This is a genomic window from uncultured Pontibacter sp. (genome assembly GCF_947492645.1).
Classification (GTDB): domain Bacteria; phylum Bacteroidota; class Bacteroidia; order Cytophagales; family Hymenobacteraceae; genus Pontibacter.
In genome coordinates, this window is the sequence record NZ_CANLMZ010000008.1 from 694,339 (window position 1) to 711,450 (window position 17,112).

At 38.3% G+C, this 17,112-nt stretch carries 15 protein-coding genes; 3 read left to right on the forward strand and 12 right to left on the reverse strand.

The window, feature by feature from the left end:
- Positions 1 to 133: 133 nt before the first annotated feature.
- On the reverse strand, positions 134 to 661 hold the full coding sequence (locus Q1A23_RS13430; protein ID WP_299824147.1) for an O-acetyl-ADP-ribose deacetylase: 528 nt from the start codon (positions 659 to 661) through the stop codon (positions 134 to 136).
- A 290-nt stretch (positions 662 to 951) separates the two neighbouring features.
- On the opposite strand from Q1A23_RS13430, the gene Q1A23_RS13435 reads away from it, so the two are divergent.
- The 3 genes from Q1A23_RS13435 (at position 952) to fahA (ending at position 3,785) form a co-directional block, all read left to right on the forward strand.
- Positions 952 to 2,055: an Mrp/NBP35 family ATP-binding protein gene (locus tag Q1A23_RS13435; RefSeq protein WP_299824149.1), complete on the forward strand. Its 1,104-nt coding sequence runs from the start codon at positions 952 to 954 to the stop codon at positions 2,053 to 2,055.
- A 5-nt stretch (positions 2,056 to 2,060) separates the two neighbouring features.
- On the forward strand, positions 2,061 to 2,327 hold the full coding sequence (locus Q1A23_RS13440) for a NifU family protein (RefSeq protein WP_299824151.1): 267 nt from the start codon (positions 2,061 to 2,063) through the stop codon (positions 2,325 to 2,327).
- Positions 2,328 to 2,513: 186 nt separating this feature from the next.
- Positions 2,514 to 3,785 (forward strand): fumarylacetoacetase, encoded by a 1,272-nt coding sequence (gene fahA, locus Q1A23_RS13445; RefSeq protein WP_299824152.1) that lies wholly within the window; start codon positions 2,514 to 2,516, stop codon positions 3,783 to 3,785.
- Between the two features lie 231 nt (positions 3,786 to 4,016).
- Here fahA and Q1A23_RS13450 read toward each other — a convergent pair whose 3' ends face one another.
- The 11 genes from Q1A23_RS13450 to wecB all read right to left on the reverse strand — a co-directional run bounded on the left by Q1A23_RS13450 (position 4,017) and on the right by wecB (position 17,088).
- Positions 4,017 to 4,349 (reverse strand): endonuclease domain-containing protein, encoded by a 333-nt coding sequence (locus Q1A23_RS13450; RefSeq protein WP_299824153.1) that lies wholly within the window; start codon positions 4,347 to 4,349, stop codon positions 4,017 to 4,019.
- Between the two features lie 254 nt (positions 4,350 to 4,603).
- Positions 4,604 to 6,544: a nucleoside-diphosphate sugar epimerase/dehydratase gene (locus tag Q1A23_RS13455; RefSeq protein ID WP_299824155.1), complete on the reverse strand. Its 1,941-nt coding sequence runs from the start codon at positions 6,542 to 6,544 to the stop codon at positions 4,604 to 4,606.
- Between the two features lie 698 nt (positions 6,545 to 7,242).
- The gene (locus tag Q1A23_RS13460; RefSeq protein WP_299824157.1) at positions 7,243 to 8,385 is read right to left on the reverse strand and encodes an aminotransferase class I/II-fold pyridoxal phosphate-dependent enzyme; all 1,143 of its coding nucleotides are present in this window, start codon (positions 8,383 to 8,385) and stop codon (positions 7,243 to 7,245) included.
- A gap of 3 nt (positions 8,386 to 8,388) precedes the next feature.
- A complete protein-coding gene (locus Q1A23_RS13465) occupies positions 8,389 to 9,033 on the reverse strand; it encodes an acetyltransferase (RefSeq protein ID WP_299824159.1) in 645 nt (214 codons plus the stop codon).
- Between the two features lie 5 nt (positions 9,034 to 9,038).
- On the reverse strand, positions 9,039 to 9,647 hold the full coding sequence (locus Q1A23_RS13470; protein WP_299824161.1) for a sugar transferase: 609 nt from the start codon (positions 9,645 to 9,647) through the stop codon (positions 9,039 to 9,041).
- Positions 9,637 to 10,803: a glycosyltransferase family 4 protein gene (locus tag Q1A23_RS13475; RefSeq protein WP_299824162.1), complete on the reverse strand. Its 1,167-nt coding sequence runs from the start codon at positions 10,801 to 10,803 to the stop codon at positions 9,637 to 9,639. Before Q1A23_RS13475 ends, Q1A23_RS13470 begins: the two co-directional genes overlap by 11 nt.
- 65 nt (positions 10,804 to 10,868) lie before the next feature.
- On the reverse strand, positions 10,869 to 12,203 hold the full coding sequence (locus Q1A23_RS13480) for a hypothetical protein (protein ID WP_299824163.1): 1,335 nt from the start codon (positions 12,201 to 12,203) through the stop codon (positions 10,869 to 10,871).
- The gene (locus Q1A23_RS13485) at positions 12,196 to 13,404 is read right to left on the reverse strand and encodes a hypothetical protein (RefSeq protein ID WP_299824164.1); all 1,209 of its coding nucleotides are present in this window, start codon (positions 13,402 to 13,404) and stop codon (positions 12,196 to 12,198) included. Before Q1A23_RS13485 ends, Q1A23_RS13480 begins: the two co-directional genes overlap by 8 nt.
- Positions 13,405 to 13,406: 2 nt before the next feature.
- Entirely contained in the window at positions 13,407 to 14,492 is a 1,086-nt protein-coding gene (locus Q1A23_RS13490) for a CapA family protein (RefSeq protein WP_299824165.1), read from the reverse strand.
- A 27-nt stretch (positions 14,493 to 14,519) separates the two neighbouring features.
- A complete protein-coding gene (locus tag Q1A23_RS13495; RefSeq protein WP_299824167.1) occupies positions 14,520 to 15,893 on the reverse strand; it encodes a hypothetical protein in 1,374 nt (457 codons plus the stop codon).
- 88 nt (positions 15,894 to 15,981) lie between these two features.
- Entirely contained in the window at positions 15,982 to 17,088 is a 1,107-nt protein-coding gene (gene wecB / locus Q1A23_RS13500; RefSeq protein WP_299824392.1) for a UDP-N-acetylglucosamine 2-epimerase (non-hydrolyzing), read from the reverse strand.
- Positions 17,089 to 17,112 lie beyond the last annotated feature (24 nt).

A 17,112-nucleotide genomic window follows, 5' to 3' on the forward strand; every position in this document is an offset into this window, starting at 1 on the left:
ATTGTTATTTCTCCCTATAAAGATTTTTAAAGAAACTTCAGCAGAAACGCGCTTTCGCCTTGAAAGCTAAGCATATCGCTTGTCATAGCGGCAAAACAACTTCCGTCAGCAATACAGCTATTTAACCTTTGCATTACTTATTCAAAATCCTGTTGTAGTACTCGTAATTCTCATCATCAAAGCAAACAAACTTTATACTTTGCAGGCTAGTTTGGTGCTGTTCCAGAAAAGCCCAAGTTGCCTGCACGGCCACCTCAGCGGCCTTAGCCTTCGGGTAACCGTATACGCCTGTACTGATATTCGGGAAGCCTATACTTGTAAGCTGTTTTTGCGTGGCTAGTTGCAAGCTATTTTGATAGCAATTGGCTAGTAAAGCAGGTTCGTTCTGGTTGCCGCCATGCCAAACCGGACCTACCGTATGTATAACATGCTTTGCAGGCAGATTCCCGGCAGTTGTAATAACGGCCTCTCCGGTAGGGCAGCCGCCTTGCCTGGCACGTATCTGCTTGCATTCCTCCAATATAGCAGGCCCACCAGCCCTGTGTATGGCACCGTCTACGCCACCGCCTCCCAGCAAACTGTTATTTGCAGCATTTACAATCGCATCTACCTGTTGTTTCGTGATGTCGCCTTTTACAACTTCTAGCTGTACTTTATCCATACTTTATACTTTGGTCTAATTAAAATTACGCTTCTGATCTTGCCACGTGTACTCCTTTAAACACTTTTAAAGCTGTAGTATACTTTTTGAACCTGGTACAAGCAACAACTTTTAGATTAAAAAACTTAAGGAAGTCAAACTTTTATAAGGTCTACTTACGCTGGGGCATTCATTTAAGTATAAAAACTGATCTTTCTCATTACTGTGTAAGCAAGGAAGCCTTTATATGCGATTGGCAAATTTTGTTTGTATCTTTGTAGTACGAACTGCAAAAGCAGCTCTAATTTAATATGGCGATTACAAGAGAAGATATATTAAAAGCACTCAGTTATGTAGAGGAGCCAGACCTGGGCAAGGACCTGGTTACCCTGAACATGATTGAGGATGTGGATGTAAATGGCAAAGATGTAACCTTTACAGTTATACTTACAACCCCTGCCTGCCCACTAAAAGACCTTATACGCAATGCCTGTGTTACTGCCATTCATACTATGGTGGATAAAGAGGCAAACGTAACAGTACACATGACATCGCGTGTCACATCCGGCCGTGGTGATACATCTGAGGTGCTGAGAGGTGTTAAAAACATAATTGCCATTGCATCTGGTAAAGGTGGCGTAGGTAAGTCTACAGTCACCAGTAACCTGGCTATAGCGCTGGCTCAGTCAGGTGCACGGGTAGGTTTGATCGATGCTGATATTTCTGGACCGTCAATCCCTACCATGTTCGGTGTAGAGCAAGAGCGTCCACGCATGATACAGGGCGACCATGGCAAGAACTATATCGTACCGGTAGAACATTTCGGCGTTAAAATGATGTCGATTGGCTTTCTGACACCTGCAGACGGTGCTGTAGTATGGCGTGGCCCAATGGCAAGCTCTGCCCTGCGCCAGTTTATTTCGGATGTAGAGTGGGGTGAGTTAGATTACCTGCTTCTTGATTTACCTCCGGGAACATCAGATATTCACTTAACGATGGTGCAGGCGCTGCCAGTAACTGGTGCCGTTATCGTAACTACGCCACAAAAAGTGGCCTTGGCCGATGCTGTAAGAGGCTTGCAGATGTTCCGACAGCCACAGATAAACGTGCCGGTGTTGGGCGTAGTAGAAAATATGGCTTACTTTACACCAGCCGAGCTGCCAGAAAACAAATATTATATTTTTGGCGAAGGCGGCGGCAGAGACCTGGCAGCGAAGTTTAACATTCCTCTTTTAGGCCAGGTTCCGATTGTGCAAAGTATACGCGAAAGCGGTGATGCCGGTACTCCGGTAGTTCTACAGAACGATTCTCCGGCTTCCGGTGTTTTCAAGGAGTTAGCCCAGGCTGTAGCCCAGCAGGTGTCGGTCCGTAACGCGACGCTAGGTAAAACAAAACCCGTAGAAATTAAAAGCTAATATACATGGCAGCTGTAAACATAGATCAAGACTTCATGCTCCGCATCGAGAGCGCCCTCGACCAGATCAGGCCGTACCTGGAAGCTGACGGAGGGAACGTGAAAGTGCTGGAGGTAACAGATGAAATGGTGCTGAAGCTGGAGCTGTTAGGTGCCTGTGGCTCATGTCCTATGTCCACGATGACGCTAAAAGCCGGCGTGGAGCAGTCTGTACTAAGAGCTATCCCAGAAATTAAGTCTGTAGAAGCTGTAAACGTAACTCCTATAGCTTAAATTATTTATACTTTATACTTAAGCGGAAGCTCCTGCAACTGGCAGAGGCTTCCGCTTTTTGTTTTAATAGCAACTACTAAAACAGCATAACACTTACTTGCGTTAGCAGAGAACGAGCTATACCCCTCTATACTTTACCTTACGTTTAAAAAAACCTATATTTGCTCTTATAAACAGTCTCACACTATGGTTAAAGCAAACGATCCCTCCCTCCACTCCTGGATAGAAATAGCACCCGAAAGCGACTTCCCAATACAAAACCTGCCTTTCGGTATATTCCGGACAACGACCAGAGACCCACGGGTTGGCGTGGCTATCGGCGAATATATACTGGATTTGTGCGTGGTGGCGCAGCACAACCTTTTCGAGCTTATCGATATTGACCCAACTATTTTCCATAGGCCATACCTGAACGACTTTATCTCCTTGGGCAAACCGGTATGGCGTGCCGTCAGAAACCGTGTGTCTCATTTACTGCGCAACGACAATGAAGAGATCAGCGGCAACAGCGACTTGATACGGGAGTGCCTGGTGCTGCAAAGCGACGCAGAAATGCTGATGCCGGTTAAAGTGCCCAACTATACTGATTTTTACAGCAGCATAGAACATGCCACCAACGTAGGCACTATGTTCCGGGACCCAAAGAATGCGCTTCTGCCAAACTGGAAACATATTCCAATCGGATACCATGGCCGTGCATCATCCATAGTAGTCTCGGGCACGCCTGTGCACAGGCCTAACGGCCAAACAAAGGCCGCCGATGCCGATGCGCCTACTTTTGGTCCAAGCCGCCTGCTCGATTTTGAACTTGAAGTAGCCTTTATCACAGGCAAAGAAACACAGTTGGGCGAAAGTATAACTCCAGACGACGCGACTGATTACATCTTTGGTGTAGTGCTGTTTAACGACTGGTCGGCCCGCGACATGCAAACGTGGGAGTATGTGCCGCTGGGCCCTTTCCTGGCTAAAAGCTTTGGCTCGTCTATATCTCCGTGGGTAGTTACTTTGGATGCGCTTGAGCCATTCAAGGTGAAAGGCCCTGTACAAGACCCTAAACCGCTGCCTTACCTGGAGTACAGCGGCAACCATAACTACGACATTAAGTTGGAAGTGCTTATAAAACCTGAAAGTGGTGAAGAAAACAGTATTTGTCGCTCTAATTACAAGTACATGTACTGGAACATGAACCAGCAACTGACGCACCAAAGCAGTAACGGCTGCAACATCCAGGTAGGCGACATGTACGCATCCGGTACCATTAGCGGTTCTGAAAAAGACTCTTATGGCTCTATGCTGGAATTAACCTGGCGTGGCACAAACCCTATCAAATTATCGGATGGCACAGAGCGCAAATTCATTAATGATTTTGACGAAGTGATCATGCGCGGCTATGGCGAGCGCAATGGCATTCGTATTGGCTTCGGCGAGGTAAGATCGCAGGTGCTTCCTGCTTTGTAACAGATTAGTTTTTATACTACAAAAAAGCCCCGGCAAGTATACTTGCCGGGGCTTTTTTGTAGTATAGCAGCCAGCTTAAACGTTTTCTGCAGCAGCCACTTCTATAGATCAAATAAACAGCCTTTGCTTAAATATTTATACTTTGATCCCGGGTCCTACCACCCCTGCCCCTCAGAGCTCTGCTCGCTGGTTTCAAACTCTCGTTTTCATTCGTGCAAGGAGGGGAGCTTTTTACTTACTAAAGCCATTGCTGATCTGTTGCAGCACAGCTTCTAAGTTATCAAACACATCTTTATTTTCGAAGCGCAGCACCCGGATGTTCAAATTCTTAAGATACATGTCGCGCTCTAAGTCATCCTGTTCTGCAGAAATGTTATTGTGCACCTGTCCATCTAGCTCAACAGCAATTTGCTCTGAGGGGCAATAGAAGTCAAGAATGTAATTTCCGACGCTGTGCTGGCGCCTGAATTTTCTACCTTCTAGGCTGCCACCCTTCAAGTGCTTCCACAATTCTGTCTCGGCAGGAGTCAAACTACTACGCAACTCTTTTCTATATTCCTTCAAGTATTTGCGGTTGTGTAGCATGATGTAAATACTGAACATTTAATTCATAAGACGATGAATCAAATTAAACGTGAGGTAAAAGAATAAGTAGGAAAAGCTCCCCTCCTTGGCTAAGGAGGGGCAGGGGTGGTTGGACCAGGGACTGAAAATAATCCAACCACCTCCATAGTTCTAGCCGAAAAATTCAGATCCTCTATAAAGCGAAAAGCCCCTGTAGGTTGTACCTGCAGGGGCTTTTCGCTTTATACTTTATACTATGCAGTATGCTTTATATCATCCAGTTCTTCATACCTTGAGTTCTTGCTTAGAAACTCCGGAACGATCTGCTTCATTTTCTTAACTGCAAAATAGTCTTCGCTGTTCTTATTTAGGGAAATCAGCTCGTTGATATCATTCACCACCTGGTTATAGGCATACTTCCTCACCTTAGATATTTTGATCTTGTTATGATGTGTCGGAATGGTTGTCTCTTCCTCGTTCAGCAGTTCCTCGTAAAGCTTCTCACCTGGTCTTAAACCAGTAAACACAATATCGATATCCACACCCGGTGTTAAGCCAGCCAGCTTAATCATTTTCTTGGCCAGGTCTACAATCTTAACCGGCTCTCCCATATCAAAGATAAAAATCTCGCCACCCTTACCCATCGTGCCGGCTTCCAAAACAAGTTGCACAGCCTCAGGTATGGTCATAAAATAACGCGTAATATCCGGGTGAGTAACCGTAATAGGTACACCTCTCTCAATCTGGGCACTAAACCTTGGAATCACAGAGCCGTTAGAACCCAGCACATTTCCGAAGCGGGTGGTAATGAATTTTGTTTGCGGCAGACGTTCTCCAGAAGCTGAAACTCGCTGCAATTTTTCTGTGCCTACGTTATTCAACGACTGGATGTAGATCTCTGCAATACGCTTAGAGGCACCCATGATGTTGGTAGGATTTACCGCTTTATCCGTAGAGATCATCACAAATTTCTCCACATCAAATGTCATGGAAAGATCTGCTAGATTCTTGGTGCCAAGCACATTTGTAAGTATCGCCTCCGACGGATTGTTCTCCATCATGGGCACGTGCTTATAAGCTGCAGCATGGTATACTATATCAGGCGTCTGCTCCTTAAACAGCGTGTACATCCTGTTAAAGTTTTGGATGTTACCAATACTGACAACAATGTTTGCATTCGGATACTTCTCCTCTACCTCCAGCTGCAGCTCGTGCAACGGAGATTCTGCCTGGTCGAAGATGACAACTGATGCAGGGTTATAGGCCAAGACCTGGCGCACGATTTCAGACCCGATGGATCCTGCAGCCCCTGTTATGAGAATGCGTTTACCACGCACATCAGCAGAAATTCCAGCATTTTCAATCACGATCGGAGGGCGCTGCAGCAGATCTTCAATTTTAAGGTCCTTGATCTGGTTAGCCTTCAGCTGCCCTGACATCCATTGCTCTGCCGGCGGAACCGTCATTACTTTGATCCCCAGCTCAACGCATCTTTCTATGATCTGCTTCTTCGTTTCCGATCTAAGGTCCTCGCTCATCACCACAAGCTTATCTACTTTGCAACGCTGCTGAACCTTCTCAATATCATCAATGTGGTAAACACGCTTTTGCTGAATATCTTTATCTACCTTATTTGGGTTATCATCCACAAAACCAGCAATCACATACCTTCCCATACCGCTGGTTTCCAGCGCGTGCTTCACAAGTATAGAATACCCGTTGGCACCGTAAATAAGTACACGCTCTTTCTTATCAGTTGTATTTCTTTTAAAATAGAAGAACAGGTTTTTAATACCGATTCTTAAAAGCACTAGTATAGAGGATGATATGAAGAAATTTACCAGCAGAACCTCATATACGTTAACAGAACTGATATGGTAAACGGGCTCCAGAATAAAGCCGATGATGCTGGCATAGATCACGCTGGATGTTAAAACGCCGGAAAAAATCCGAACCACATCCTGTGTGCTCGAGTACCGGATCAAGCCTGTATGAATGCGCATGGCATAGAACGTGCACAAACTAAGTACAGCATAGATGCCAATGTGAATAAAAAAGTGCCCCCTCAGCATTTGAGGAAAGTCGAAATGCGCAATAATGAAATAGGAAAAGATAAAAGCCCAGGTTGTTATTACCTGATCGGCAAGTAATATCAGATTTTTGGGTAAAGACTTATTAAGTAAGAATATTTTCATGTCAGGGTGAATAAAGGCACACGATGATTTTTATACTTCATCAAGGTATAAGCTCCGTTAAAAATACACATTAAATTGCACAGTTCTGATAACCCGATACTTAATTAACAGTTCCTTAACCATTTTCTTTGTTCTAACAAGTAGTATATTGGCAAAGTACCATCTTATACTTAAGAACGCTTCCGGTTATACTATTACACAAAGTACTTGGGTGAGAAACGCGATTAAACTACAAATTAGTGCAATTAAGCTAAATAAATTTTTAAGGTATTAGCTTGGCTTTATACAATCAAATTGCATTACCGCTACTGCAGATCAGAAAGATTGGCGATTCTTAATAATATAATTCTTTTACTACCCTGAGAAAAGCTTTTGCAGCAAGGTCTTATACTTATTTGATACTATACCTACAACATGTTTAAAAGAAAGAGGCTCCGGAAGAACACTTTTAAGCATTCTTTCGGAGCCCCTGCCTAAGCTATTTGCACACGAGTTTTAAACCAGCAATATCCTCAGTCCTTTAGCTTTAAATAAGCATTGGAGCTGTTAGTTTTGAGCTACATAGAACTACCAAAAATATATCATACGCTATCCAAATTCCTCCTCCTAAATGCCACCATTTCAAGTTGAAGGCATACAGGCTATGAAGACTGGTTATTGAACGAATAGTAGCTGTACTTTACCATTCAAGGCTCATTTTATAGGGTGTTTGCTACACAAGCTGCATTTATTTTCTGAACAACACTTGCCTTTTCTTCATCTGTAAGATTTGAACCCGATGGCAGGCACAGCCCTTTTTCAAAAAGCCTTTCACTAGTGCCATCACCATAAAAAGGAGTACCGGCAAACACAGGTTGCAAATGCATCGGTTTCCAGAGCGGTCTGCTTTCAATATTATCCTTTTCAAGGGCTAAGCGTACCGCCTCACGGTCTACAGCTCCTTCAGCATTGTCTACAAGTACTGTCGTAAGCCATCTGTTTGAGTAATAGTCCTCATTTGGCTCTTCCGCAAACGTGAATGTTTTGGCATCCAGCTCGTTTTTATAGAACGTATAATTGGCTCTGCGTGCATCTACACGGTCCTGTAGTACCTCCATTTGGCCACGGCCGATACCTGCACAAATATTGCTCATGCGGTAGTTATAGCCAATGTGCGAGTGCTGGTAGTGCGGTGCATTGTCTCTGGCCTGTGTAGCCAGGAAGCGTGCTTTCTTTATCCATTCTTCGTTAGTAGAAACAAGTGCTCCACCGCCAGAAGTAGTAATAATCTTGTTACCGTTAAATGACAAGATACTCATAGCACCAAAAGTACCAAGCTTACGTCCTTTGTAGCTGGAGCCAAGCGCTTCTGCCGCATCCTCTACTACCGGGATCTCATACTTGTCGGCTACCTGCATAATGCGGTCCATCTCAGCTGGCATACCATACAGGTGCACCACGATGATAGCCTTTGGCTTTTTGCCTTTGCTGATCCTGTCCTTAATTGCCTCCTCTAGATACTCCGGCGACATGTTCCAGGTAAGGGTCTCGCTATCCACAAAAACGGGCGTTGCTCCCTGGTAAGCTATCGGGTTGGCAGACGCCGAAAACGTCATCGACTGGCAGATTACCTCATCTCCGGCTTTTACACCAAGTATAATCAAGGCTAAATGCAAAGCAGCTGTACCTGAGCTTAAAGCCGCTACGTGTACATCGTTGCCTAAATAGTTTTCCAGGTCCCTCTCAAAGCCATCTACATTTGGGCCAAGTGGTGCAATCCAGTTGGTATCGAAAGCCTCTTTCACGTACTTCTCTTCCGTACCTCCCATGTGCGGGGAAGAGAGCCATATTTTATCTTTCATGTTCTATTCGTGAAACTTGATAGGTTTTGCAGGAATACCAACAGCTGTACAGTTTGCAGGTAGTGTTTTTGCTACCACTGCACCAGCACCAACTATAGTATTTGCCCCAATCTCTAATTGATTAATTATTTTAGCTCCTGTGCCAACATATACACACTCACCAATTTCTACCTCACCAGAAATGTTCACAGATGGCATAAATGAGCAGTAATCAGCAATATTAGTATCATGCCCAACTGTACAAGATAGATTCAATATGACATGAGATCCAATATTAATATTAACAGTAAGGATATTACCAGCAGTTATGATACTTCCTTCCCCTATAGCAACGTCCTTATCTCCCATCAGTACACTTGGATGTATGAGAGTAGGAAATCTTAATTTAGAATTATGTATTTTGCTTATTACCTTTTTCTTGGTCTTAGGTTCTCCTAATGCGAATACCACAGATAACTCCTCTTGCAAATCATTCAACTGTTGAATACCACCAAGCACTTTATATCCGTACAATTCTTTGCCAACACTTACTCCGTCATCATAAAATCCTACAATATCCCAAAAATGTTGCTTCTGATTAATTTGCTCTATAAGCATGGCAACTTCTCGTCCAAAGCCTCCTGCTCCAAAAATGGCTATTTTGTTCATGTTATTTAGTGTGCACTTCCAGTAAATCTTTCCATCGTAGCTGCTGTTGCAGAATTTATACCTTCCGATTTAAAGACCTTCTGAATTGTCAGAAATATTATTTTAAGATCAAGCAGGAACGACATGTGATCCACATACCACACATCATATTTAAATTTATCTTCCCAGCTGATGGCATTCCTGCCATTCACCTGTGCCCATCCTGTTATACCCGGCCTTACTTCATGCCTCCTGCTTTGTACTTTATTATATAAAGGCAGATACTCTACAAGTAAAGGACGAGGACCTATCAGACTCATATCTCCTTTGATCACATTAAGCAATTGTGGAATTTCGTCTAGGGATGTTTTGCGGACAAATTTACCTATAGCTGTAAGTCTCTTCTCATCAGGCAACAGATTTCCATGCGCATCTTTCAGGTCATTCATCGTTTTGAACTTGATGACACGGAAAATTCTTCTATTTCTACCAGGCCGAGGCTGGAGGAAAAATGGTTTGTCTTGGTTTGCAATTATCAGACATAGTGCAACTATTGCGAAAATCGGTAGCGCAACAATAAATGCCGTTGTTGCTAGTATGAAGTCAGTAAACCGTTTTAATGAACTACGATACATAACTTAAACGCTGCTTTTTCCTATTAGAGCATAAAGATTGATATTCCTTAAGAAGCTCGCCCCACACATACTGCTGATCATACCGATCGACGATCATCTTCCGACACTTTGAAGACATTTCATCCAAGACTTTTTCATTATCTAATAAATAAGTAATTGCCTCGCTCAATGCCTTTGAATCTTTCAGAGGAACTATCAACCCATTTTCCCCTTGTTCAACAATCTCATTACAGCCATTTATATTACTTACTATAGATGGTACTCCCATAGCTCCTGCTTGCATCACTACATTAGGAAATCCCTCTCTATAGCTAGGAAAAACAAACAAATCACTAATTGCCAAATAAGGCCTTACATCATCCTGATAATCTAAAAATTTGATATTGGGATGGGATAAGATAGTCTTTTTAGTCTGTTCATCCAGAGGATCAAGTTCTTCTTCAAATGGCCCAACTAAAATTAATTTTGTATCAGGATACTGAGAAACAGTTTCTATAAAAGAACTAATTAACTCCGTGATTCCTTTATCTACTACGACACGACCAATAAAGCATAGAACTTTTTCCCTGTCTTTAATTCCTATTTCTGCCTTCAAAGCCGTCTTAAAAGTAGAATCAAATAAAGCAGGATCAAAAAATGAAGTATCAATGCCATTTGAACTACCATTACCAATCACCTTTAGCTTATTTGGTTTACATAAATTGCTCTCATTTATAATACTTTTCATATTATGAGAATTAGGATACACCATCGTTGCGCAAGCATAAGTTATCCATTCAGTAAACTCTAATAATTTTCTTTTTACACCTTTTGCCTCTAACAATGGGAGTCCAGCTACTGTATGTAAACGATATGGAATACCACAAAGCCATGCAGCCAACATACCTATTAATCCAGCTTTAGGCGTATGAGAATGTACTATTTGAGGCTTCTCTTTCTTCAAATATACAATTAGCATGATTAAAGCTACAAGATCTGCTATAGGAGTTATCTTGCGTGTCATACGAATCCCCTTGATGCTTACTCCTTCATTAATACATACCTCATTAAGAATTCTACCTGGACTAGATACTGCACTTACTTCATAACCATGAGTAACCATAAACCTTAATTGGCCCTCCAATAATTTTTTGAGAGATATTGGAATAGTAGTCACTCTTACAAGTTTATAAGAGTTAATTGCATTTACGTTATCGATGTTTTGAAAGAGCATTAAAAAACTTATAATATTTCACCTAACTTTTCAACTATGTTTTTATAGTAAAATTTATTTACATTCGAATCATAAGTATGCTTAATAGCTTTATATTCTTGCTTTTCTAAATATTTATTCTGTATAAAATTTACAATTTTTTTCAAATCATTTTCTTTATTTAAAGATGCATCTTCATAACAAACTCCAGCATTAACAAAGTTAATCATATAAGACAATTCACTATCTGCTAGAGAACCGTTAACTATCCCAATTATTGGTTTTCTCATTAGAAAACTTTCATAAAGTTTACCGGGTATTACTCCAAAATCATTTTCTGTATTCCATGATACAATTATAGAAATATCCGCCTCAGCTTGTATTTGAATTGATTCTTCACGTGTTACATAGCCTTTATTAATTAATACTTCCTCTACATTACTTTGAGAAGCCTGACTTTTCAACACATCAAATTCATTTCCTGCGTAATAAAATTTGACATTCTCTTTTTTGAGAATCCCCTCATTAATCAAGTGGTTTAATGCAACAAATATTATAGATAGATCTCTTTCTCCTCCATACAAACTACCAACATAGCTAAAATTCAATGTGTTAGAATCACTTATTTTCGAAATATCTATCTTGTAGTTCAAATCATCATCATCGATACCATTTGGCAGATAAAATGAAATCGATTCTGGTGCAGAAATTTTGGTTATCATTCCTTTTGTAACAAAAGTTCCAGCATCTATGTGTTTTATTATACTGCTTTGGATTAATTTGTTTATGTTATATATTATTATATCAGAATTAGATTTGTAATTGATAGGATCTCTAAAATCTGCAATCCATTTTTTTGCTATTTTTCTTTTTTTAATACTCTTGGAGGCCCACATTGCTCCTAAACTTGGATAGCTAGAAAAAACAGCATCAAATTGGTTTTGCTTAAAGTTATTTTTCACATACATATCAACTTGATTTCTCCAGTCTAAATTCCTTAGCAAAGTATATCCTAAATGAGCATATCTAAATATAATTGCTTTTAACACTTGAGTTATGCCGTAGTTTTTTCTAATTTTGATATACTCTGTTGCTGACTGCTTATTGAGTAAATCATTTCTTTTCTTTAGAAAGATTTCAGCAAAAACTTTGCTTTGAGGAACTGTAATTCTATTAACTGAATCTAATTCTTTAGACTCTAGTGAATTATCTATTTTACTACCTTCATGGAGCTGGGGAGAAATAACGGTAACTTGATAACCATTTCTAATAAGAAACTTAACTATTTTAGTTAATCTAACAGATCCAACTGCATTCTCAGGAGAGAAGCAGGTTGTAACAACAAGTATATTTTTTTTAGACACTCAAAATTCCTTTCTTAGTTTTAATTAATCTTCTTTCGTCTCCAACTTCGTAGTAGAATATAATTACTAACATTATCCATATTGGCAACCTTCTGAGTACATCTCCACCAAGTGCATACATAAATATGGCTGAAAATGCAGCAATAATAGCCGGATTATATATTGCTTTTTTAGCTACATTAAATAGAAGTATTATAAGTATTAATACACCTACCAAACCGGTTTGTAAAAAAGCAGTTATAAATGTTTGATGTGCATCCCAAAATTTACCATCAGCATAGATATGTCCCCCCGTTCCTAGTCCAACTAAAGGAGAATTTAAGCCAACCTCTATTGCTTTACCATATAGCATTGCTCTTCCTCCACCCATATCTATTTCTTCGAAGTACTCAACAAACCAATTAATAGCAAATTCTATATTAAGCATTAAGATGGTACCAGAAATAAAAGATAGAAGAAAAATGAATATTCTTCTTGATCTTAAATTTAAGGTATATAAAAATTTAAATATTACAAAAACAATACTTCCTACAATAAGTGAAATTATAGCTTTTTCAGAACCGGTGCTGCTTGCCATAACAACGTCTGCAACAATAAGTGAACATATTAGTAATTTGGCTTTTACATTTTTCTCTACCAATAATATCCTTAATCCTAGGAAAGGTAAAGGCACTAAAAACATAGATATCTGATGTAGATTTTTAGCTAGAGGAACAAAGTAAATGTAATATTTTAAAGAAAGCCCAAGCAAACTAGAAGTAAAAAAGCTTAATATATATAATGCGAGCATTATACCGCTTGAAATTAAAAAGAAGTATTTTATGAACAGATAAGTGTTGATCTTTTTCCGCTTTATAGAACCTTCTATCAATAAGCAACTCATTAATAGCATAACATAAGCAGAAAAGTCAAATACTAAACTTGCAAGTGTTCCAGTAGCATAATCAAGAAAAATTAAATTATAAGCGAAACCAAATAAACTAATAATTAAGTAGCTAAGCCAGAACCGAGAAAAAGGACCAAAAGCTAGTATTCCTCCCTTACCTACATCAGTAAATTCTTTTATAAAAAGTGCAATGATTATTAGTTCAGCTAATCCTAGAAAACCTATCCGTAATAATGTATATGGTGATACTATTAGTGCTACTAAGAGAAACTTCTCAAAGTTATTGAGTGATTTAAAATATTTTACAGTTTGCACTTTTAGTTTAGGTAATCTAACACATTATTCTTAAACTTCTGCGCGTTCACTCTTGCAGCTTTTAGTATTAAAAAGGACTGATAATTTAAGCGCTTGAAGTACCAATTAAAATTCCTTAAAGATTTTCTTGATTGTATATATTTACTAAGTATCTCATTTCGTTTATTTTCATACTCATCTTTTTCAATCTTTAAATTTTGTGAGTATTTATTTATTTGATTCAAAATACTCTCTTGTCCAATTATTAAAGTATTATCAGAAGCATATATAGGTATTGGTTTATAAGAAATTAACCTGTCATTTATAACCTCTAACTCTAATATAAATGACGATTTGTTATTATCGTTCTGCTTAATTAACGGTTCTTTAGATTTACTTGTATAAACATCATCAAAGCAAAAGTTACCTAAACTATATGCGATCAATGAATCTTTAATTTTTTCGATTCCCTGCATTACATGAGGATGGTGACCGTAAAAAGTATAAGGACTAACTTCTGCTAGCTGTCTTGCCATCATCAAGTGATTACGGTTTGGCAAATTAACATGTTCCTCTCCGCAATGAACACTTACAATGTTATAAAATCCAGCTTTTTGATTTGCTATCATCTTTTCTTTAACTACACTAACATTTAGTGGGTTTATACCATGTCCACTTCCTTCATCAATACCGATTGGGTTTGTTGAGTAGCAACAGTATCCACTAAGAGCAATTTTACCAGATTTATCATCAATGTTTATGCCTCTACCCTCTATACCAAAATATTGTATATTATTCTTTTCAAGAATATCCTTTGTTAATTTGTATCCAGCGCTTCCAAAATCATAGATGTGGTTATTTGCCAAATTAACAATGGAGATATTGAGATATTTTAATAATTCAACGTTTATTGGATTAGCTTTTATGAAGGCTGACTTTGCTCCATGAGGTTTACAATTATCTGCAAATGGAGTTTCAAGATTACCTATGACATAATCATATTTATTAAGAAGAAATGCAGCCTCTTGAAAATATGTTTTAATATTTTGATTCTCTGCTAAACAGAACTTACCAAAAAATGCAATATCACCTAGTAGAGCTATTTTCATTATAGTTAAGATTACTTAAGAATCAGATTAGGATTTAATATTATTTTTAATTAAAGCAAACTTGCCGCTCGCTTCTTTGACAATTTCATCTACAATATTTATATTAATATTAGCATCATCCCCGAATCTAAATTTCATTTCACCCATAATATTCTTTTCATGCTCAGCATTATAGAGTTGTTCATCAACTACTATGTTAACATCTATAGACTCCAATGCATTTTGTACGAATTGCATGTTTTTAATACAGTTTGGCATACCTTTGATAACATCTGCTAGATGACTTAAACTTATTTTTCCCCTTTCTTTTGAAAGTAAGAAATCAACCTTTCTTCCTTCGATTTTCTCAACTAATGGATGACACGAACCACATTTGCATATGCCTTCTTTGAATGTTACTTTATCTCCAATTCTATATCGTATGAGTGGAGTTCCATATGTACTAAATGATGTTACAAGAACTTCCTCACCATATTCTGTTTTAAAACTTTCAATAACTCCTGTATCAATATTATAATGTAAATTTCCAAATTTACATTCTGTAATGAAAGGTGCACCCTCTGCAGATGCATATTGATTATAAATCTTGCAATTGAAAGCCTTTTCAACTACTTCTCTTTGATAGGGTAAGAGTGTTTCTGAGGTTGTAAATATTGCTTTAGGCTTAAAAGTTAACTTAATTCCTTTTGATTCAACAAACTTAGCTAAGTCATATATAGCTGAGACAAAACCATTGATAACATCAGGTTTATATTTATTTAAGTCTTCTATATAGTATATTATATTATCATTGGTTAGATCAAAAGTAGAATATAGCTTTTGCTTATATACCCAGTTATATCTCCAAAATATTTTTTTTGCTTTTGTAGCGTTATTTCCTGTAAACTCTCTACCACTAAACGTCGCCTTCTTTGCTTTAAAAGTATCAATACCTAACCTCCACTTAAATGCATCTAAATAAGCCATCCTTTTTTGTACATCAGACTTTGTATAAAGCACCTTCAACGACTTACCAGTAGTACCTCCTGTAAAAGAAGGCACTCCTATTTTCGGATCTATAGTATAAATACTTGCAGCATTTTCTCTTAGTACTTCTTTTTCTAAAATAGGAAGCTTCTTTAAATCGTCAAGTGTCAAAATCTGTGCTATATCAACATCTTTATAGAACTCTTTATAGAATTGACTATTGTTTATGGCATGATTAATTAGCTTCTTTAGTTCTTCAAGTTGGATTGATTTCTCTTTTTCTATGTCAGAATAATCTTTTTCTTTAAGCTCTTTTAATCTTGTAAAATAAGCTTTATTATATCTTAATCTATAGATTTTTAAACCATAAATTGAAATAATAAACTCTTGAAGCCAAATTGGACTTAAGTTGTATATCTTCTTTTGGAGTTCCATTTTGATACTTGCTTATAATTTTACAACAGTTTATATTATCTACAACTAAACTGCTTTTAATTTCATTCATTTATTGTTGTTGCCCTACTTATTTTCTAGATGGGATAGAAAGTGCTAACAAATGATTTACTATTCTTTCAGCCGTTTTACCATCCCACAACTCAGGCACTTTACCCTTTTTCCATTTATCTGACATTATTCTATCAAGTGCAGGTTTCAATTTTTCTGGATTTGTTCCTATTAATTCGTTAGTACCTATTTCAACAGTTTCTGGCCTTTCAGTATTGTCCCTTAAGGTTAAACATGGTATACCCATTACTGTAGTTTCTTCTGTTATACCACCTGAATCAGTTATAACTGCTTTAGCATTTTTCACTAAAAAGTTAAATTCTAGATAACCTAAAGGATCTACTAGCTTGAGATTTGAAGCTGATATCTTATGTTCTGCTAATACGCGTGCTGTTCTTGGATGTACAGGGAAAACAACTGGTAATCCTTTCACATTTGTTGAAATTGCATCTATCATCTTTTTAAGATTTTCAGCTTCGTCAACATTCGCAGGCCTATGTAAGGTCAATATTATATAGTTGCCCTTCTTTAAGTTACATTCAGTATAAAGTGATGGCTTTTTGAATTTAGATTGATTGGCCAAAAGAGTATCAATCATAACATTACCTACAAACATTACACGATTCTCCGGAACACCACTCTTTAATAAATTATTGTTTGCAAATTTACTCGTTGTAAAGAAATAATCAGTAATACTATCTGTCACCAATCTGTTAATTTCTTCCGGCATACTCATATCAAATGATCTTATACCAGCCTCAATATGAGCGACTTTAGTATTTAACTTTTTTGCTACAATGGCACAAGCTAGAGTTGATGTGACATCACCTACTACCAACACTAAATCTGTTGGATGCTCTATTAGATCCCTCTCAAAAGCAATCATTATAGCTGCTGTTTGTTCTGCTTGTGTTCCCCCGCCAGCGCCTAAGTTTGCATCAGGAGAAGGAATGTTTAATTCAGAAAAAAATGTTTCAGACATTTTTTCGTCATAGTGCTGCCCTGTGTGAATCAATCTATAGTCTATATCGTTACCACAACTTTTAGACTTTTTAATTGCATGTATGATGGGTGCAATTTTAATAAAGTTTGGTCTAGCGCCTGCAACTACTGTTATGTTCATAATAAGAATTAGTCTTTATGTTATTTT